Here is a 16,544-nt window from a genome sequence, read left to right as displayed (position 1 = left end):
TCTTCGCCGCTTACCTGGATTCAGCACAAATAAGGGTCTCTATGACTGAGGTTTAGAAGCGCTTACGTGAGGAACAAGGCCGCCCGGCGGCTGGTTGGGGATGGCAGAGCGGAAGGAAGGCTACGTGATGGGCTGGCTGTTCGGCACAGACAAGACGACGATGGTGGACCCCGCGGACGCGCTGCCGGGCCGGGCCGAGGTCATGCCGGTGGCCACCCGCCACCAGGTCCTCGGCGCGCCGCTGGCTCCGCCGTACCCCGAGGGCACGGAGATCGCCGAGTTCGGGCTGGGCTGCTTCTGGGGCGCCGAGCGCAAGTTCTGGCAGACCCCCGGGGTCGTCTCGACCGCCGTGGGCTACGCGGGCGGCTACACGCCGAACCCTACGTACGAGGAGGTCTGCACCGGCCTGACCGGGCACACCGAGGCCGTCCGGGTGGTCTTCGACCCGGCGGAGGTGACGTACGAGGAGCTCCTGAAGGTGTTCTGGGAGGCCCACGACCCGACCCAGGGCATGCGGCAGGGCAACGACGTCGGCACCCAGTATCGGTCGGCCATCTACACCCACGGCCCCGAGCAGGCCAAGGCGGCCGCGGCCTCCAGGGACGCGTACCAGGAGGTGCTCGCCAAGGCCGGATACGGCGAGATCACCACCGAGATCGCCCCCGCCGGTGAGTTCTACTTTGCGGAGGATTACCACCAGCAATACCTCTTCAAGGTGCCGAACGGCTACTGCGGCATCGGCGGCACCGGCGTCTCCTGCCCAGTGGGCCTGACCGCCGGCGAAGCCTGACCTGCGGGTAACTGACTGATCCTGGCCCTTCGCCGCCCGGGCCGGTGCGGTGTGGGCCGGGGTCAGGCTCGACGCGATCGGCGGTCTCAAAGTGCGGGCCTGGGTGGGGCGGAGCCGTCCCACGGCGCGGCGCGCCAGGTGGGCGAGGTTGAAGCGCTATCAGAATGTGTTCTGAATTAGACTGGCGGCGTGAGCATCAGCAATGCCGACGCCGTCACCTTCTCGGACTTGTCGAGGAACCCCCGGGCCGTCGCCGAACGCGCCGCACGACTCGGTCGCGTACGTGTGACTCACCGGGATGCCGAGGACTTCTACCTGACCGCGGCTGACCGTGAGGAACGACGCGAACAGACGCTGGCCACTGCTTCCCGTCTGTTCCTCGCTCTCCTAAGGCATGATCCGACCGCCCGCGCCCTGGTCATCGCTATGCCTGATGTCTTCCCCTGGGTTCGTCACCTCTCCTCTGACGAGGTGCGGTCCTTCACTCTTGAACTGGTTGAGGCGCTCTCTGACGCTGCCGAGCTGGATGTCGACGCCACTACACAGGAAGTCATCGCAGGCTGGCGGGCCACCGCCCGGATCAAGGCCGACCCCGCGCACTATGCGCAGGCGCGTGAGGCGACGAGCGGAGACTTCGGGCCGGTTGAGGTTTCGGTATGAGTCCGAAGCGCGGAGACCGGGTCACAGTCCCGCCTCCTGACAACGAATGGGACGTACGGTTCGGCACGAGCGATGCGGTGAAGGGCTGGGAGGAACTATGCCGTCATGCCCTGGCCAACACGCGCCGATGCTTGGAGACGCTGCGCGCAGATCCACGCTCACGCACCGACCATGAGCGTCAGCATCGCCTGCGTGGCGACCTTGCGACTCATCGCCACAACGGACAGGACCTCGAGCAATGGGAGTTCGAGGTTACCAGCGGCGGGCGCGTGCGCTACGTGATCGATGACACCGCTCACACGGTATGGATCGTCTATGCCTCACCCCGTCATCCCAAGGACACCGATGCCTGAGGCCGGCTGACCTGCTGACGAATGTGACACAGCCAGTCCCAGCGCCGAGGGCAGGAGCAAGTGTCGCAAGGTCCTAGCGCGACTTATTGCCTGAAGCGAAGGTCTACCACCAGCAATACCTCTTCAAGGTGCCGAACGGCTACTGCGGCATCGGAGGCACCGGCGTCTCCTGCCCCGTCGGCCTGACCGCCGGCGACGCTTGATCAGTCGCCCGGCAGGATCGTGAGTCGTTGCCCCTTGGGAAGATGACGAGGGGCAACGACCGGGTTGAGCCCGAGCGGCGTGCGGTCGGGTATTCCGGTATCGGTGAGTGCGGAGAGGGGGAGCGCTCACCGCCTCTGCGTCGATCTCACCTGCGCTTCCCGGAATGGGGAATGACTGAGATCAGCCACGGCTGGTCAGGTGGCGGGCCAGCCGGGGAAGCCTGCGGGCGATCTCCGCATCATCGGCGATATCCCAGTCTTGCTCGCCGAATTCGGCCGCCAGGAGCGGAAACCTACTGCGGACTCCTCGAGCTTTGACGGCGGTGTAAAGAACGTCCACCTCCGCGCCGGTGACCTGCTCATAGGCGTCCAGCGCCACGTAGGCAAGGAGTTCGAAACCCGGGTATTCCTCGTCGGACCACGGCAAGCCGCGACGACGTTCGGCAAACCAGCGTCGCTTCAGGTCGAGAAGGTCCATGACCTGCGGCAGTTCCATGACGCGATCCGGGCAATCGGCGACTTGGTCGTACGCCTCTCGGCCCAAGCTCATGAGCCAGTAGACGAAATACTCGAAGCCGTCCGTTGATTCGCGTCGTAACAGGTGACAGCTCAGCGCGTACATGTCACATGTGCAGCCGCGGTTCGCATTCAGCTCCCACCACATGTGGTAATCGATGATCTCGTCGGCGGAAAGTTGGCAGAGCTGGGTCTTCAGCCAGGCCAGGCGCTCCTTTCTGCTGCCGGTCTCCCTGGCGCAAAGGTCGATCAGTTCCCAGAATCCGTCCTCATCCATGAGAAGCGATAATGGCACGCCAGAGACGATGAATCCTATTGCCGCGTTCACGCCATAGCTTCGCAGAAGCAGCCACCCTGAGCAGTGCACCTGCGGGGTGTACGCAAGCCGCCCATCTGGCGCTCCAGTGTCCGTGATCGCCGTCGCCGAACGACGCGGGCATCTCTGCCTTTTCTGTACAGGTTGCTGTACAGTAGTCCGTATGACCATGCTGCATGAAGCTGCCGAGTTGAGTGTCACAGAAGCGGCTCAGCGTGGGGTGGCGCGTCTCGTCGCCGACGCTGAACGCGGGACCGATCTGGTGGTGACCCGTCGGCATCAGCCGGTGGCGGCGGTCGTCAGCATCCGTCGCCTGGAAGAGTTGGAGGAGGCCGCCGCCGATCTCCGGGACTTGGCGCTCGTGCTCGCGCGCTCGGTGACCGACACCGGGGAGCGTGTCTCGCTCGATGACGTGCTCTCCGCTTTCGGGCACACACGGGAGTCGCTAGCCGCGCTGCCGGACGACGAATAGCCCGTGTCTGACGTCGTCTTCACGGCTCCGGCGGTCGATGACCTGCGGCGAATCGGTCCGGACGCCGCGCCCAAGGTGCTCAAGAAGATCCTTCTCCTGCTTGACAATCCCGAGGCGGGCTATCCGCTGGGCGGAGAGCTGACCGGCTTTCGCAAGCTCGTGGTCGGGCGTAACACCTGGCGGGTCGTGTATCGAATCACGGACGAGAAATCGATCGAGATTTGCGAAGTATGGGCTGTGGGCGAAAGAGCCGACGGTGAGGTCTACGCCGAGGCCACAGCCAGGGTGCGTGCCGCCGGCACGGGGCGTCCCGAGGTGGTGCAGCTTGGTCGGGTCATCGAACGCCTGGGCGCGCTGGCCGATCACATTCGCGTCGAGCACCCGCCTCCCAGGGAGCCAGTGCCGGATTGGCTCGCAGATCGCTTGATCTACACCGTCGGTATGTCTCGCGAGGACGTCGCCGCCCTCGACTTGCAGCAGGCGGTCGACCTCTGGGCTGACTTCCGCTCCAGGCCACGCTAGCCGCGAATTATTGCCCGAAGAGAACTGCTACCACCAGCAATACCTCTTCAAGGTGCCGAACGGCTACTGCGGCATCGGAGGCACCGGCGTCAACGCAAGTCACCCTTCGGCCTGGTGCCCGTCCTCGCGGAGCTTGGCGGTCACCTTGCGGACGGTCGCGCGGGCGACGCGGAACTCGCCTTCCATCTGGACTTCGGGGCGCGCAGTTCCGTGCCAGGTAGGAGCGCTCCCCACGAGTACCGGCTCATCAGCAGACCACATGAGAAAGCAGCGGGGACTCGCGGTGCCTCCGTCGTCCCCCGCTTCGGCGTACGTCTCCGGCTGGGCCCGGAGATCGGGAGACGCACGGCCCGGACGCTCACGATGCGCTCGGCATGGACCGTCTTGGGACGCAGGTCCGGCCGCCTCGGTCGTCCGGGCTGAAGGTCCGCGACTCCTGGCGCGGCGCCGGCCCGCTGACCCGGCTCAGGCCCGGGAGGCGCGTTCGATCGCCACTCCCACCCCGTCGAGCAGGTGGTCAAGGCCGGCGTGGAAGTCGTCGTCCGGAGCGGCCCCCGCGTGGGGGTCGAACACCCCGGCCTCGACGGCATGGGCCAGCGCCGGGAACCGGTCGCGGTCGGCGAGCTCGGTGAGCAGAGCGGCGTACGTCTCGTCGGCCCTTTCCGGTTCGGCGGGGATGGACGTCAGGAGTTGGGCGGCGCCGCGCACGTAGTGCAGCACCAGCATGACCACGGAGAACCGGGCCCGCGGGTCCAGGGGTGTGCCGCCGAGGGAGCGCAGCGCGGCGTCCAGCCAGGCGAGCTGGCCGGGGTCCATCGGCGGGGAGTTCGCCAGCTGGGCGATCCACGGATGCCGCAGGTAGACAGCGAACAGTTCGACCGCCCATCGGGTGAGTGAGCCGCGCCAGTCGGCCGGCGCCGTGTCGAACTCCGGCGGCGGGCCGGGCGCGGCGGCCAGCATGAACAGTTGCAGGTCGTCCTTGCCGGCCACGTGCCGGTACAGCGACATGGGCGCGCAGCCGAGCCGTTCGGCGAGCCGGGCCATGGACAGCGCGGCCAGGCCCTCCTCGTCGGCGAGGGCGATGGCCGCCGCCACGATCCGCTCCAGGCTGAGCGCGGGCGTGCGTCCTCGTCCCTTCGGCTTGGCCCGCCCCCACAGCACGTTCAGCGCGTGCGGCAGCTCGTTCCCGATGTCGTCCGGCATTCCAGGGAGCTTACCAGTTTGCGTATGGCCTACGCTTTGCGTATATGGTACGCATTGAGCGTATGGCATACGCATCTCCCGACCGTCTCTTGGAGCCGTCATGCACACGACGATCGACAGTCCTCCGCCGTTATCGGCCCGCCGGCGTCCGTGGTGGCGGCGCCGCTGGACGATGCCGCTCGGCCTGGTCACGGCCGGGTTCCTCGCGTTCTCGCTGCCGCCGTACCTGACCGGGAACCCGTCGCTGTCCCGAGTGCCGCAGCCACAGGGGTTCGGCCTGCACTACCCGCTGCTCGTTGCGCACGTGCTGTTCGCCTCGGTCGCCATGGTCACCGCGTTCTTCCAGGTGTGGCCGTGGTTCCGCCGACGGCACCCGGTGTGGCACCGGCGTGCCGGGCGGGTCTACGTGTTCGCCGGGGTGTTGCCGGCCGGGCTGACCGGTCTGGTCATCGGGGCGCGTACCCCGTTCGGGCTGTTCCTCGCGGTCAGCGACGTGCTCCTCGCCCTGCTGTGGCTCGCCTTCACCGTGACGGGCTGGCGCGCCGCACGCGCCCGCCGGTACGCCGACCACCGGCGCTGGATGCTGCGCAGCACCGTGCTGACCTACTCCATCATCACCAACCGGGTGTGGACCGGGATCCTGATCGTCACCCTGCCCCCGCTGCAGGACACCGTCTTCCACGGCGATCCCGACCTGATGGCGTGGACGATCTCCGGCCTGTCCGGCTGGCTCGGCTGGACGATCCCGCTGCTGGTCGTGGAGTGGTACCTGGAGCGCGAGGTGGCCCGTCGCGGCCGCCGCACCGCTCTCGCGGCCTGACCCCGATGGCCGGTTTCCCCCGGCACCCGGACTCCGCGAGCCGATAAGGCCTTCAACGGCCGAGCGGCGAACGATGGATCGCGCCGGCATACCGGCTGCGTGCCGAGCCGGTGAGTGTGAACAGGCTTGACCTCGGTTGATCTCTTTGATCGCGGATCTGCAGCGTATGGGCGATCTGGTGGAGACGTACGCGACATCCGAAGGGCGGGCGGGGTGGGTCAGTCCATGCCGCGGCGTCCGGGCGTCCAGAACGGTTTCACGACGACGGCTCTGCGGGACCAGCCGCGCTCCTTGACGAGGTGAGCACGCACGGCTTGGCAACTACGGGCCTCTCCGGCGAGGTAGGCGACGCCGGGCGTACGGGGGAGTTCCAGAGAGCGGACCACGTCGGCGAGATCGGTCGGTCGGCACCTCCACGTCAGGCGGCCCTCGTGTTCCAGTGGGAGACGGTCCCCAGGATCCTCAACCGAGATCGCGCCGTGCACGATCGCGGACGAGGGCAATGCGCGCAGCATCGCCCCGAAGGCGACGGTCGCGGTCTCGTCGCCGACGAACAGGTGGTATCCCGCATCCTCGCGGAGGACGAGCCTGCCTTCGGGCGGGGTGAGAGCCGCCGGGTCGCCGACGCGTGTGCCTCGCGACCACTGCGCTCCGGGCCCGGCGGACGGATGGTCGAGTATGCACAGGTCGAGGCGGCCCGTAGGGGAGTAGTCCCAGATTGAGTAGGTGCGGAGGAGTCCGCGCAGCCACGAGCGGGGAGAGCGGGGGTCGCCCACCCGCAGGCGGGTGTGCATGCCTGGCACCCAGGTCAGGTCGCGCAGATCGGGGCCGGTGATCCGGACGCGGCGCATGCGTGTGGTGATCGGCTCGATCTCTTGGACCGTCCCGTGCAGGAACATACTCATCGTGCCGGCTCCCAGCGCTCGCCTGTGGGCAGGCCCACCACCGTCAGATCCGGTTCAGCCAGGGCGATCGGGTCCGAGGCTGTGCCTGTCGTGCGGAACAGTACCGGGAGCGGATGGTGTCCGTGGGCGTCGCGCACCGGGACCGGCACCGTTGCGCCGAGTGCGGACGCCCCGGCGACCTCGCGCGTCTCTCCCCTCCGCACCTGCTCTGCGCGCCGGAAGCCCGGCGCCTTCGTCCAGCGGGGGACGTACAGGGGTGTGGAGCCCTCGTGGGGGAACGGGCGCAGCCCGCGCGGGTCCCGGTGGTCGGCGGCCGGACTGGTGACGACGATCGCGGCGAGTGGGGGCGACTCGGCGACCCGTAGCCCGAGTGGCTCGCCGCGGCGCAGGGACCATCGCGCGGTGAACCACGGGTCGGTGAAACGGGTAGCGGCGATCGTTGGCTTGAGCATGCGGCCAACGGTGCCGGTTAATGTGCACATGAAGTCAAGCGAGGAACTGACCATCGGAGAGTTGGCGGACCGGTTCGGCCTGGCCACGCATGTGCTGCGGCACTGGGAGAGCATGGGCTTGATCGAGCCCGCTCGGCGTGCCGGTGGTCAGCGCCGTTACGGACAGGACGCGCCGGCACGAGTGGCGCTGATCCTGATGGGGAAGGAGGCCGGCCTCGGATTGCGCGAGCTGAGCGCCGTGCTGTCCGCTGCCGATCCGATGGACCACCGGGACCTGTTGCGCCGCCACGTCGTCGAACTGGAACAGCGCATCGCGCGGGCGCGCGCGGCCAAGGACATGATCGAGCACGCCCTCGCCTGCCCGCACAGGTTCGCGGACTGCGCGCACGCCCGCGAACGGATCGCGGCGCGTATCCCGCCGGGTCGAACGGACCGGCCGCCGACATGTGGTGAGGCCTGAAGTGGTGTACGGCAGGCCGGCGCGTCACGGCGATCGCCGGTGCGGCGCAGAACAACGACTTCCGCGTTGCCGTCAGTGCCCCGACGCCTATCCGGGCATCCGGCGGCCGGGTGACGTCAGCGAGCGAACTTCTCGCGGGCGGCCGGGGTGACGGGGGTGAAGAAGTTGACGAGGTTGCCGTCGGGGTCACGCAACAGGAGCGAGCGGTTGCCCCAGGGCATCGTGGTGGGCTCGTTGACGAACTCCTCGACGAAGCCGGACAGATTGCGATGCACGCCGTCCACGTCGTCGACGAGGAACTCGATGATCACCGAGTGGTTGTCGGCCGGCCGGGCAGCACCAGGCGCGGTCAGCGAGACGGTCCGGGTGCTGCCGATCGCCAGGGTGCCGGAGGTGGTGCTGAGCTCGGCGAAGTCCTCGCCGTATCGGGTGGCGGGTACTCCCGTGGCCCGCTCGTAGAAGCCGGCGAGGCGTGCGACGTCGCCCGTGATGATGCGGATCGATACGAAGTCCATTGTGGTCTCCCTGCTTGTGGGCTGTTCTCCGACCGCAGGCTAGGACGAATACCGGACAGAAACCGCCCAGTATCTCCACTAACTTGTCTGTCGTGGCTCGACCTACTCACCGCGTGCTCACGCTGTTGGAGCTCCTGCAGTCGGGCGGCACTCGGACGATGGCCGAGCTCGCCGACCGGCTCGGCGTCGACGAGCGCACCGTACGGCGGTACGTGGACCACCTGGTGGACCTCGACGTGCCCGTCGAGTCGGTGCGCGGCCGCTACGGCGGGTACCGGCTCGCCCCCGGATACCGCCTGCCTCCGCTCATGCTGAGCGACGACGAGGCGCTCGCCGTGCTGCTCGGTCTGGTCGCCGGTCGCCGGTCGGGGTTGACGACGACGACGGGCACGGCGAGTGAGACGGCGGCGGCCAAGATCCGGCGGGTCCTGCCCGCGCGGCTCGCCCGCAGGCTCGACACCGTGATCGAATCCCTCGCCTTCACGGCTCCACCCGGCGACTTCGTCACCCCGGAGACCGCGGTTCTGCTCTCCATCGCCGATGCGGTGCGCCATCACCGGCCGGTCTCGATCAGGTACACCGCCGCCGACGGCCGGCGCAGCGAACGGACGTTGCATCCATACGGCCTCGTCTCCCATTCGAACCGGTGGTACGTCACGGGCGCGGATCCCGAGATCGGTGAGGAGCGGACCTTCCGGCTGGATCGCATCACGGACGCGAGGACCCTGCCCGGTTCGTTTGAGCCGCCCGCCGGGCTCGATCCGGCGCAGCGCGTTCTGTCGGCACTCGCCAAGGCTCCGTACCGGTATGAAGTGGTCCTGCTCATCCAGGGGACGGTCGAGCAGATCCGCGCCCGGCTTCCCGCCAGTGTCGCGACTGTGGACGAACCCACATCGGCGGACGGCACAGCTCGCGACACCGAGGGCTGGCTCCGCGTCGAATTGCGAGCGGAGCGGCTCGACTGGTTGCCCCCGGTGCTCGCGTCGCTCGACCGGCCGTTCGTCATCGAGCGACCGGACGAACTCCGCGGCCTTGTCGCCGCGCTGGCCGACCGGCTCGCGGCCTCCGCTCGCAGGGGCCCGCCGGCCCCGGTCCGCCGAGCGGGAGGCGCGTGAGGAGCGGTCAGGCCGGGGGCTGTCGTCGGGGATGTACGGACGGCCATCGTGGTGCCAACGGGGTCGACCCTGAGTTCGACCGACCCCGATGTCGTGCCGGCCGCGGTGGCCGAGCGGTCCGGGCTGCACCTGGCCGAGCTGGCCTTCGACGCGCTGACTGGCTGGCACTGACCGTGGCCGGGCTCGTGATGTCCGCTCGCTCCGCCCAGGCACCCGGACCGCACCCGGTCTCGCTACGGCGTGACGAGGGCCATGGTCACGACTTTGGCGGTGTCGGCGGGTCCGTATCGGGCTCCCGGAACGTTGCGTCCGAGCCGGACGACGACCGTGTCCGAGCCGCGATCGACCTGGATGATCTGGCCGCCGAAGCCAATCGCCCAGTACATGTCGTGAGGTGCGTCCTCGGCCAGTCGCCGATGCGGGGCGGTGGAACTCTGTTTTCGCGTGCTGGGCTTCAGCGGGTCGACGACAGGACCCGCGGGTGCGCGTATGCTGCGGGACTCTGCCTGGTTGCCTTCGTGAGCACTGCGTCGAGCGTTTGTATGGCGGAATCGTTGTACGCCCAGACGTCCCCGGGGCCGCGTCCTGGGCAAGACCGGCCCTCCGCTTCGGCGATGCCCATCAAAGTGCCGGAGTAGGACTTGGTCGCGGAGAAAACCTCCTGGCCGGTGGTCGCATCGGTGCCGGTCCAATACCAGTCGGCCACGAGCCGCCCGTGCCGGAGACCGCGGCAGCGAGACTCAACGTCAATACGTCCCGAGAGACGAGAGACCTGCTCCGCACCCGCTCACCTCTTCGCCTTCGACCACACCTCCGGTCGGTTCACCACCGATCGTTCGTGGGACCAGTCCGAGGAAACGGCAGGCGTGACATTCTCCGCGTAATGAAACCCGTTATCGCCGCAAGGCGTCAAGGCCGGTTCATCAATACGTGCCGCGCTCAATTCTGGAACAGCCGTGGACGTCCGGGGCCGCCGTCATCATGCCTGTCCGGCTCGGCTGCCGCGGCCGGTGAGGACGTTACGGTCAGTGCCGCTGTCACTCGGAGACGCGCCGGGTCTCCGCTGCCTGGCGTTGCTTGAGACGGAGTGCCTCTTTGCGGACCTCGGCCTGGACGGACCGCTCGTGCTCCAGCCACGGCGGGTTCTCCGCCTTCAGGGCGTCGATCTCGGCGGTGGTGAGCGGTCCGGTGATGCCACCTCTGATCAGCCCGGAAATGGAGATCTTGAGCTTCGCGGCGATGACCTGCTTGGGGTGCGGGCCGTTGCGGCGCAGGTCGACGAGCCAGGCGGGTGGCTTCGACTGCAACTCGTTCAGCTCGTCCCTGGAGACCACACCCGCCTGGAACTCGGCGGGGGTGGCCGAGAGGAGGACACCCAGCTTCTTGGCCGCGGTCGCGGGCTTCATGGTCTGGGTGGTCTTCGGCTTGGACGAGCTCATAAACGTCAAGAGTAGTCAGTCGGAACGGGTTCCCATGACATCGGTAGCCTGAGGAAGTGACTGTTGGAGAGACCGGCAGGGTGTTCCGGCTGGCGTACGTGCCCGGCGTGACACCCGCGAAATGGGTCAACATCTGGACCGAGAGAATGCCCGACGTGCCGGTCACCCTGGTCCCGGTTCCCGCCGCCGAGGTGGTGGCAGTCCTGCGGAACGGCGGCGCCGACGCCGGATTCGCCAGATTGCCGGTCGACCGGGACGGGCTCAGCGTGATCCCTCTCTACGTGGAGACCACCGTGGTCGTGGTGCCCAAGGACCACGCGGTGGCCGCCGCTGACGAGGTGACCGTCGCCGACCTTGACGACGACGAGGTGTTCCACACCCTGGACGACACCATCGAGTGGACCGCCCGGCCCGGGCGGAGCGCGTTCACCCGCCCGGCCACAACGGCGGAGGCGGTCGAGCTGGTGGCGGCCGGCACCGGGATTCTCCTGGTTCCGCAGTCGCTGGCACGCCTCCACCACCGCAGGGATCTCACCTACCGGCCGGTGCTCGACGCGCCGCAGTCTCAGGTCGCGCTGACCTGGCCCACGGACGCGACCACCGACCTGGTGGAGGACTTCATCGGCATCGTCCGGGGCCGGACAGTGAACAGCTCGCGGGGCCGTGCCCCTGCCGCCCCCGCGGAGAAACCGGCACGGCGGCAGGCGCAGAAACCCGCGCAGAACGGCTCCGGCCGCCGGGCCGCGCCGGCCGGTCGTAAGAGGAGGGGCCACCGGTCTCGGTGACCTGGAGCGCCCAGCCTGGCGACACCGGGGACCCTTCGGCTGGTGCCTGTCCGGGGCGGACGACTTCTTCAGTACGGCGAACGGTCCGTCGCCTTCCCGGGCCCGATCGCACCCTCATGTGGCTTTCGAGCGCGGTCAGCCTCACTCCCGGCAGGATGCCCGGGCGGCCGCGGCGGGCTTGAGCACTTCCCTGCACCAGGTGCGGAAGTCTGTCGAGGTGGGCTCGGCGGTCGCCCAGTCCGCGTCGTAGATGCCGAGGTCCTGTGCGGCGAACGCCTCGGTCACGTCCTTGATCGCTTGGTCGGCGGCGCCCCGGGAGCGGAGCAGCCACGCGTAGTCGTCCATGCTCGTGCGACGGTAGGTGACCGCCCGGCCGAGTTCCTGGCTGATCACCTCCGCCATGCCGTCGGGGGTCAGCCGGTCGGGGCCGAACACGGGGAGACTCTCCTGTCCGGTCCAGGACAGGTCGGTGAGCAGGCCGGCGGCGGTGCCCGCGATGTCCCGCGTCGCGACCGACGCCAGCGGCAGGTCACCCGCACAGGTCAGGGAGAACGCGCCCTGCCCGCAGATCGCATCGAGCTGCCCGAGCAGGTTGCGCGCCGACGCCCGGCGCAACCGTGAGGCCGTCCTCGACGCCGCCGGCGAGCTGTTCGCCCGGCGAGGCGACGCCGTGCAGATGGACGAGATCGCCGAGCGTGCCGGCTTGGGTGTCGGCACCCTCTACCGGCACTTCGCCGACAAACGAGCGCTACTCGCGGCGATCATCGGCCGCCGGTTCGAGGCGATGACCGCCCTCGCCCGCGCCGCCGCGGAGGCCGAGGACCCCTGGGTGGCGTTCGAGACGCTGCTCTACGGCTACCTGGAGTCCGCGGAGTCCGACGCCGCGTTCCGCTTCGCGCTCCTCGGCCCGGAAGAGCCGAGCTGGAACGACATCGTCGCGGAGAAGACGGATTTCGCGGCGATCACCGAACGCATCGTGCGGCGCGCCGTCGACGCGGGCCGCCTCCGTGAGGACTTCCGCGCCGACGACTTCGTCCTCATCACCCGGGGCGCCATGGCCAACATGACCGGCGCCGGTGGCTGGCGCAGGTACGTCTCGCTTGTGCTCGAGGGCGTCCGCGGCCCCCAACGCTGATCATCGCCCCCTGCCGGGCGCGCCGTGGCGTACGGGGCGCCGGGCCGGTCGCCGTGGGAAAATCGCGGGCGCGCCACAAGCGGGCATGATGTGATCACTCACATGAATGAGACGAAACAACAGATTCCCGGCGATTTCGACCTGCTGATCGCCATGGAGCAGAACCTCGCCGAGCATGCCTGCCACTTGCACCGCCGCTTGGAGCGCTCGACCGTCATGGAGACGGACGACCTCCTGATCGCCGACAGCGGGCTCGACGACGACACTTTCAACATCGTCGCGGCGGCGCGGTTCACCGCGGACACCGCCCCCGCGCGCGTGGAGGAGACCGTCCGTGCACTGGCCGCGACCGGTCGCCCCTTCTCCTGGTGGGTCGGCCCCGCCTCCACACCGGCGGACCTGGCCTCGCTCCTGGAGGGCGCCGGCCTCGAGGCGGCCGAGACCGAGACGGGCATGTGGAAGGACCTGCATGCGGCACTGCCGGAGCCGCACGCCGACGGCCTGGACATCCGCCTGGTGACGACTCCGGAGCAGCTCGCCGACTACGCGCTGGTCCTGGCCGCGAACTGGGACCCGCCGGCCGCCACGGTGCGCCGGTTCTTCGCCGACGCCGCCGAGTGGGCCCTTGCTCCCGGCTGCCCCGCCCGGTATCTGGTCGGCTACGTGAGCGGCCGCCCGGTCTGCTCGGCCGAGGTCCTCCTCCACGGTGGAGTCGCCGGGATCTACAACATCGCGACCCTCGCGACGGACCGCCGGCGCGGCTACGGCGGCGCCATCACCCTGGCCACCCTGCACACCGCGTACGACGAGGGTTACCGCACCGCGGTCCTGCAGGCGTCCGCGGACGGCGAGCCCGTCTACCGCCGCCTCGGATTCGAGACCTGCGGCCGGTTCACCGAGTACGCCATCGCGTGCGGCGCCTCCGGTGAAACCACGGGGACCGTTTCCACGCTGCCGTAGCCGGTGCCCGCACGGCCGTCTCGCCGTAACTTCCCGCTGAGCGTCGTCTCAGTGGATTTCGCGTGATGCAACATTTCCGGGTTCTCGAGCGTCTCAGGCGGGATGGACGAGAGGACTCCCGCCCGTGGATGACGCGCCGGATTTCGCGGACTTCGCCGCCGATCGGATCGATGCGCTGTTCCGCTACGCCTACATGCTCACCGGCAACCCGCACGACGCCGCCGACCTCGTCCAGGAGGCGATGGTACGGCTGCGCGGCTCATGGCCGCGCGTGCAGCACAAGCACAACCCGGAGAGCTACGTGAAGACCACGATCACCCGGCTGCACATCTCCGTCTGGAGGCGGCGCAGGCGCGAACATCTGGCATGGGAGGTGCCCGAACAGTCGCAACCGGCGGCGGAGCCGCCACCGCTGGACCTCTGGGACGAACTGGTCAAGCTGCCCAAGAGGCAGCGGGCCGTACTGGTCCTGCGCTACTACGAGGACCGGTCGGACGCCGAGATCGCCGAGATCCTCGGGATCTCCCCCGGGACCGTACGGAGTCAGGCATCCCGCGCTCTCGGCAAACTGCGCGACACCGTCACCCCGCTGAGGAGGCTGCGATGAACGACGTCGAGGAGGCGCTGCGCCGTACGTTCGCCGAAGCGGAGGCGCGGATGCCGGCCACTCCGCCGGATCTGCTGCGCCAGGTGACCCTGGGGCGGATTCGGCGCGGACGCCGCGGGCTGGTGGTGGCGACCGCGACGGCCACCTGTCTGGTGATCTGGGCGGCGTCAGCCGTGACGTGGCGGGCTCCCGCGCCGCCACCCGCCATCACGGCCACGCCGGCACCGCGCGTTCACGAACACCGGATCGTGGAGGAGATCGCGCCGCCGCTGGAACAGGTGCTGCCTTCGGTGATCGCGGAGGTCCCCCGGCAGGTCCCCAACGGCAAGAACTTCACGCCGAAGCTGTTCATCGATCCACGCACCATGCTCGGGTACGTGTCGAAGAAGGGCTACGATCCTGCGCCTCAGTTGTGGGCTTACAAGCTGGAATCGCAGACCTTTCAACGCCTGGCCGTCATCGACTATCCCATCGCGCCGGTGGACTCGCTGGCGGTGGGCGAAGGCGTGATCGCCTGGTTCAAGTACGTGGACCGAGACATCCACATCATGACGGTTCCGGTGACCGGGGGCACTCCGCGCACGGTGGTCTCGTTCCCGGCCGAGTTGGACGTGGACAAGAAGAACGGGGACACCATCTACGGTGTGGACCTGGCGGTCGGAGGCGGCAGGATCTTCTGGTCGTCGACCAAGTCGGGGGGCGTCAACCAGGTTCCGGTGGCGGGCGGCGAACCGTCGTTCGTCCCGGGTACGGAGGGGCTGCGTCTTTTCTCCTGGCCCTGGGCGGGGCGTCCCGCCGACGGTCCGGCGGCCATGACGAATCTGCTCAACCTGAGCACAGGGGAGCGGCTCGACGATCCGGCGCGGGCGCGGTGCGATGTGGTTTGGTGCCTGACCGGCACCCAGGCGACCCGCCGCGACGGCAGCCAGGTTCTGGACCTGCCGGGCGACAGCCCCCGGTCACTCGTGGCCGGCCGCTTCGTCACCCTGACCCAGGTCGACGAGCAGGGACGGAAGGCCGAAGTGATCTTCGACCTCGCCACGTCGCGGGCCGGCAGGCTGTGGATTCGCGACGACCGCAAGGCATCCCCCACCCTCTACACCGACACGGAGATGCTCTACTTCAAACGCGGTGACAAGTGGGCCGTCATCCACGACCCGGACCGCTAGCCTGCGGTCCGCCCCGGCAGCGGTGCGAAGACGCGTCGACCGGCATGGGAGGGGGCCGCTGTGCCGGTCACGCGCCCGGCGAGGTGACCGACTCCCGCAGGCGGATGGGCATCGGCACGCGATGCACCTCACCCTCCCCGCCGTCGTCCTCGCGGTCGCGGCCGATCTCCGTGAACAGCACGTCGACGGCCTTGCGGCCGAGCTCGTAGTGGGGGAGGGCCACCGTCGTCAGCTGGGGGCGCATCCACGAGGCGATGGGGTGGTCGTCGAAGGACACGACGGAGACGTCGGCGGGCACCTTGAGCCCGAAGTCGTCGAGTGCCTGATAGGCGCCGAGGGCGACCCGGTCGTTGAAGCAGATCAACGCCCGCGGGCGCTCCTTCTTCAGCAGCTCCCGGGTCACGCTGAGGCCGTACTCGGGTTGCCAGTCGGGGCAGACGTGCCCGCCCGCCGGCTTGACCCCCGCCTCGGCGAGCACCTCGCGGATGCCGATGAGCCGTTCGACGGCCGCGACGCTTCCACCCGGAGGGACGTTGCGCCGGCCGGGGCCGGCGCCGATCAGGTGGATGCCCTCGCGATGGCCGGCGTCGAGCAGAGTTCTCGCGGCGACGCGTCCGGCCTCGATCTCGTCGGGGATGACCGACGGCAGCGGTGACGGCTGTTTGGGGAGCGCGTTGAGCAGGACGGCGGGGGCGACCGCCATGCCCTTCGGCACCTTGATGGTTCTCGTGTACATCGCGGCCAGGATGATGCCGTCCACCTGACGGTCGTGCATGGCCTGCAGCAGGAGGCGCTCCAGCTCGGCGTCGCCCTCCGTCTCACCGATGAACAACATGAAGCCGCGCTCCCGCGCGGCTTCGAGTGCTCCCTTGATCATGTCGCCGGCGAGCCGCGACGTGGCGACTGTGTCCGAAATAAAGCCGATAGTCCGAGTTGTCCCAGTTCGGAGGCCTACGGATACGATGTTCGGCCGGTACTGCAGCTCGGCCGCGGCCTTGAGGACACGCTGCTCGACGTCCTGGGAGATGCGCAGCTCCCGGCCGCGTCCGGACAGCACGAGCGACGCGGTGGTCGGCGAGACGCCGGCGGTCTTGGCGACGTCCGCCAGCGTGACCCGTCGTGGGCTCACCGGTCGACCTCCTGCGAT

The 16,544-nt window shown here is 69.0% G+C and carries 24 protein-coding genes and 1 pseudogene; 15 read left to right on the top strand and 10 right to left on the bottom strand.

The features are described 5' to 3' along the window. The first annotated feature begins 127 nt into the window (after nt 1–127). The 4 genes and pseudogenes from msrA to AAH991_RS07580 form a co-directional block, all read left to right on the top strand. Nucleotides 128–790, top strand: coding sequence for a peptide-methionine (S)-S-oxide reductase MsrA (gene msrA, locus AAH991_RS07595; RefSeq protein ID WP_346225150.1), 663 nt, complete (start codon nt 128–130; stop codon nt 788–790). Nucleotides 791–979: 189 nt separating this feature from the next. After that, nucleotides 980–1,450, top strand: coding sequence for a hypothetical protein (locus AAH991_RS07590; RefSeq protein WP_346225033.1), 471 nt, complete (start codon nt 980–982; stop codon nt 1,448–1,450). Beyond that, on the top strand, nt 1,447–1,803 hold the full coding sequence (locus AAH991_RS07585) for a type II toxin-antitoxin system RelE family toxin (protein ID WP_346225032.1): 357 nt from the start codon (nt 1,447–1,449) through the stop codon (nt 1,801–1,803). Before AAH991_RS07590 ends, AAH991_RS07585 begins: the two co-directional genes overlap by 4 nt. 95 nt (nt 1,804–1,898) lie before the next feature. Further along, nucleotides 1,899–2,006: pseudogene (locus AAH991_RS07580) on the top strand (peptide-methionine (S)-S-oxide reductase MsrA); the annotation flags it as partial. A 181-nt stretch (nt 2,007–2,187) separates the two neighbouring features. On the opposite strand, the gene AAH991_RS07575 reads toward AAH991_RS07580, so the two are convergent. Further along, a complete protein-coding gene (locus AAH991_RS07575) occupies nt 2,188–2,799 on the bottom strand; it encodes a DUF4240 domain-containing protein (protein WP_346225031.1) in 612 nt (203 codons plus the stop codon). A gap of 202 nt (nt 2,800–3,001) precedes the next feature. Between AAH991_RS07575 and AAH991_RS07570 the strand changes: the two genes are divergently transcribed. Then, nucleotides 3,002–3,310: a type II toxin-antitoxin system prevent-host-death family antitoxin gene (locus AAH991_RS07570; protein WP_346225030.1), complete on the top strand. Its 309-nt coding sequence runs from the start codon at nt 3,002–3,004 to the stop codon at nt 3,308–3,310. A 3-nt stretch (nt 3,311–3,313) separates the two neighbouring features. Next, nucleotides 3,314–3,832, top strand: a complete 519-nt coding sequence (locus tag AAH991_RS07565; RefSeq protein ID WP_346225029.1) for a type II toxin-antitoxin system RelE family toxin — start codon at nt 3,314–3,316, stop codon at nt 3,830–3,832. A gap of 99 nt (nt 3,833–3,931) precedes the next feature. Here AAH991_RS07565 and AAH991_RS07560 read toward each other — a convergent pair whose 3' ends face one another. Both AAH991_RS07560 and AAH991_RS07555 read right to left on the bottom strand, forming a co-directional pair. Then, nucleotides 3,932–4,066, bottom strand: a complete 135-nt coding sequence (locus AAH991_RS07560) for a hypothetical protein (protein ID WP_346225028.1) — start codon at nt 4,064–4,066, stop codon at nt 3,932–3,934. 231 nt (nt 4,067–4,297) lie between these two features. After that, complete coding sequence (locus AAH991_RS07555; RefSeq protein WP_346225027.1) at nt 4,298–5,035, bottom strand: TetR/AcrR family transcriptional regulator; 738 nt, start codon at nt 5,033–5,035, stop codon at nt 4,298–4,300. A 100-nt stretch (nt 5,036–5,135) separates the two neighbouring features. Between AAH991_RS07555 and AAH991_RS07550 the strand changes: the two genes are divergently transcribed. Beyond that, entirely contained in the window at nt 5,136–5,855 is a 720-nt protein-coding gene (locus tag AAH991_RS07550) for a DUF2306 domain-containing protein (protein ID WP_346225026.1), read from the top strand. Nucleotides 5,856–6,073: 218 nt separating this feature from the next. On the opposite strand, the gene AAH991_RS07545 is transcribed toward AAH991_RS07550, so the two are convergent. Together AAH991_RS07545 and AAH991_RS07540 are read right to left on the bottom strand one after the other, a co-directional pair. Continuing rightward, the gene (locus AAH991_RS07545) at nt 6,074–6,760 is read right to left on the bottom strand and encodes a siderophore-interacting protein (protein WP_346225025.1); all 687 of its coding nucleotides are present in this window, start codon (nt 6,758–6,760) and stop codon (nt 6,074–6,076) included. After that, nucleotides 6,757–7,212 carry an MBL fold metallo-hydrolase gene (locus tag AAH991_RS07540; RefSeq protein WP_346225024.1) on the bottom strand — a complete coding sequence of 152 codons (456 nt, stop codon included), beginning with the start codon at nt 7,210–7,212 and terminating at the stop codon, nt 6,757–6,759. Before AAH991_RS07540 ends, AAH991_RS07545 begins: the two co-directional genes overlap by 4 nt. Between AAH991_RS07540 and AAH991_RS07535 the strand changes: the two genes are divergently transcribed. Beyond that, a complete protein-coding gene (locus AAH991_RS07535; RefSeq protein WP_346225023.1) occupies nt 7,211–7,672 on the top strand; it encodes a MerR family transcriptional regulator in 462 nt (153 codons plus the stop codon). The genes AAH991_RS07540 and AAH991_RS07535 overlap by 2 nt on opposite strands. 116 nt (nt 7,673–7,788) lie before the next feature. On the opposite strand, the gene AAH991_RS07530 is transcribed toward AAH991_RS07535, so the two are convergent. Then, on the bottom strand, nt 7,789–8,187 hold the full coding sequence (locus tag AAH991_RS07530; RefSeq protein WP_346225022.1) for a VOC family protein: 399 nt from the start codon (nt 8,185–8,187) through the stop codon (nt 7,789–7,791). A 92-nt stretch (nt 8,188–8,279) separates the two neighbouring features. Here AAH991_RS07530 and AAH991_RS07525 point away from each other — a divergent pair, with 92 nt between their 5' ends. Both AAH991_RS07525 and AAH991_RS07520 read left to right on the top strand, forming a co-directional pair. Then, entirely contained in the window at nt 8,280–9,302 is a 1,023-nt protein-coding gene (locus AAH991_RS07525; protein WP_346225021.1) for a helix-turn-helix transcriptional regulator, read from the top strand. A 48-nt stretch (nt 9,303–9,350) separates the two neighbouring features. Then, nucleotides 9,351–9,473 carry a hypothetical protein gene (locus tag AAH991_RS07520; RefSeq protein WP_346225020.1) on the top strand — a complete coding sequence of 41 codons (123 nt, stop codon included), beginning with the start codon at nt 9,351–9,353 and terminating at the stop codon, nt 9,471–9,473. A gap of 62 nt (nt 9,474–9,535) precedes the next feature. Here AAH991_RS07520 and AAH991_RS07515 read toward each other — a convergent pair whose 3' ends face one another. Continuing rightward, a complete protein-coding gene (locus tag AAH991_RS07515; RefSeq protein WP_346225019.1) occupies nt 9,536–9,688 on the bottom strand; it encodes a hypothetical protein in 153 nt (50 codons plus the stop codon). A 651-nt stretch (nt 9,689–10,339) separates the two neighbouring features. Next, nucleotides 10,340–10,741 carry a DUF5997 family protein gene (locus AAH991_RS07510; protein WP_346225018.1) on the bottom strand — a complete coding sequence of 134 codons (402 nt, stop codon included), beginning with the start codon at nt 10,739–10,741 and terminating at the stop codon, nt 10,340–10,342. Between the two features lie 56 nt (nt 10,742–10,797). On the opposite strand from AAH991_RS07510, the gene AAH991_RS07505 reads away from it, so the two are divergent. Next, the gene (locus AAH991_RS07505) at nt 10,798–11,526 is read left to right on the top strand and encodes a LysR family substrate-binding domain-containing protein (protein WP_346225017.1); all 729 of its coding nucleotides are present in this window, start codon (nt 10,798–10,800) and stop codon (nt 11,524–11,526) included. 141 nt (nt 11,527–11,667) lie between these two features. Here AAH991_RS07505 and AAH991_RS07500 read toward each other — a convergent pair whose 3' ends face one another. Then, entirely contained in the window at nt 11,668–12,141 is a 474-nt protein-coding gene (locus AAH991_RS07500; RefSeq protein ID WP_346225016.1) for a Rossmann-fold NAD(P)-binding domain-containing protein, read from the bottom strand. Between AAH991_RS07500 and AAH991_RS07495 the strand changes: the two genes are divergently transcribed. From AAH991_RS07495 to AAH991_RS07480, 4 genes are all read left to right on the top strand, one after another. Next, a complete protein-coding gene (locus AAH991_RS07495; RefSeq protein ID WP_346225015.1) occupies nt 12,119–12,661 on the top strand; it encodes a TetR/AcrR family transcriptional regulator in 543 nt (180 codons plus the stop codon). The two genes, AAH991_RS07500 and AAH991_RS07495, sit on opposite strands and share 23 nt — an antisense overlap. A gap of 102 nt (nt 12,662–12,763) precedes the next feature. Then, nucleotides 12,764–13,621, top strand: a complete 858-nt coding sequence (locus tag AAH991_RS07490) for a GNAT family N-acetyltransferase (protein WP_346225014.1) — start codon at nt 12,764–12,766, stop codon at nt 13,619–13,621. A 124-nt stretch (nt 13,622–13,745) separates the two neighbouring features. Next, complete coding sequence (locus AAH991_RS07485) at nt 13,746–14,228, top strand: SigE family RNA polymerase sigma factor (protein WP_346225013.1); 483 nt, start codon at nt 13,746–13,748, stop codon at nt 14,226–14,228. Next, nucleotides 14,225–15,397, top strand: coding sequence for a hypothetical protein (locus AAH991_RS07480; RefSeq protein WP_346225012.1), 1,173 nt, complete (start codon nt 14,225–14,227; stop codon nt 15,395–15,397). Before AAH991_RS07485 ends, AAH991_RS07480 begins: the two co-directional genes overlap by 4 nt. A 67-nt stretch (nt 15,398–15,464) precedes the next feature. On the opposite strand, the gene AAH991_RS07475 is transcribed toward AAH991_RS07480, so the two are convergent. Next, the gene (locus AAH991_RS07475) at nt 15,465–16,526 is read right to left on the bottom strand and encodes a LacI family DNA-binding transcriptional regulator (protein ID WP_346225011.1); all 1,062 of its coding nucleotides are present in this window, start codon (nt 16,524–16,526) and stop codon (nt 15,465–15,467) included. Nucleotides 16,527–16,544 lie beyond the last annotated feature (18 nt).

It is taken from the genome of Microbispora sp. ZYX-F-249 (genome assembly GCF_039649665.1).
In the GTDB taxonomy this organism is placed as follows: domain Bacteria; phylum Actinomycetota; class Actinomycetes; order Streptosporangiales; family Streptosporangiaceae; genus Microbispora; species Microbispora maris.
Note: the sequence above shows the minus strand (reverse complement) of the source record. Positions and strands in the feature narration are given on the sequence as shown.

What these genes read in the sequence shown, in the direction of transcription:
- msrA (WP_346225150.1), top strand. Translation starts at nt 128, where the DNA reads ATGGGCTGGCTGTTCGGCACAGACAAGACGACGATGGTGGACCCCGCG.
- AAH991_RS07585 (WP_346225032.1), top strand. Translation starts at nt 1,447, where the DNA reads ATGAGTCCGAAGCGCGGAGACCGGGTCACAGTCCCGCCTCCTGACAAC.
- AAH991_RS07575 (WP_346225031.1), bottom strand. Translation starts at nt 2,799, where the DNA reads ATGGATGAGGACGGATTCTGGGAACTGATCGACCTTTGCGCCAGGGAG.
- AAH991_RS07570 (WP_346225030.1), top strand. Translation starts at nt 3,002, where the DNA reads ATGACCATGCTGCATGAAGCTGCCGAGTTGAGTGTCACAGAAGCGGCT.
- AAH991_RS07555 (WP_346225027.1), bottom strand. Translation starts at nt 5,035, where the DNA reads ATGCCGGACGACATCGGGAACGAGCTGCCGCACGCGCTGAACGTGCTG.
- AAH991_RS07550 (WP_346225026.1), top strand. Translation starts at nt 5,136, where the DNA reads ATGCACACGACGATCGACAGTCCTCCGCCGTTATCGGCCCGCCGGCGT.
- AAH991_RS07545 (WP_346225025.1), bottom strand. Translation starts at nt 6,760, where the DNA reads ATGAGTATGTTCCTGCACGGGACGGTCCAAGAGATCGAGCCGATCACC.
- AAH991_RS07535 (WP_346225023.1), top strand. Translation starts at nt 7,211, where the DNA reads ATGCGGCCAACGGTGCCGGTTAATGTGCACATGAAGTCAAGCGAGGAA.
- AAH991_RS07540 (WP_346225024.1), bottom strand. Translation starts at nt 7,212, where the DNA reads ATGCTCAAGCCAACGATCGCCGCTACCCGTTTCACCGACCCGTGGTTC.
- AAH991_RS07530 (WP_346225022.1), bottom strand. Translation starts at nt 8,187, where the DNA reads ATGGACTTCGTATCGATCCGCATCATCACGGGCGACGTCGCACGCCTC.
- AAH991_RS07515 (WP_346225019.1), bottom strand. Translation starts at nt 9,688, where the DNA reads ATGTACTGGGCGATTGGCTTCGGCGGCCAGATCATCCAGGTCGATCGC.
- AAH991_RS07510 (WP_346225018.1), bottom strand. Translation starts at nt 10,741, where the DNA reads ATGAGCTCGTCCAAGCCGAAGACCACCCAGACCATGAAGCCCGCGACC.
- AAH991_RS07490 (WP_346225014.1), top strand. Translation starts at nt 12,764, where the DNA reads ATGAATGAGACGAAACAACAGATTCCCGGCGATTTCGACCTGCTGATC.
- AAH991_RS07480 (WP_346225012.1), top strand. Translation starts at nt 14,225, where the DNA reads ATGAACGACGTCGAGGAGGCGCTGCGCCGTACGTTCGCCGAAGCGGAG.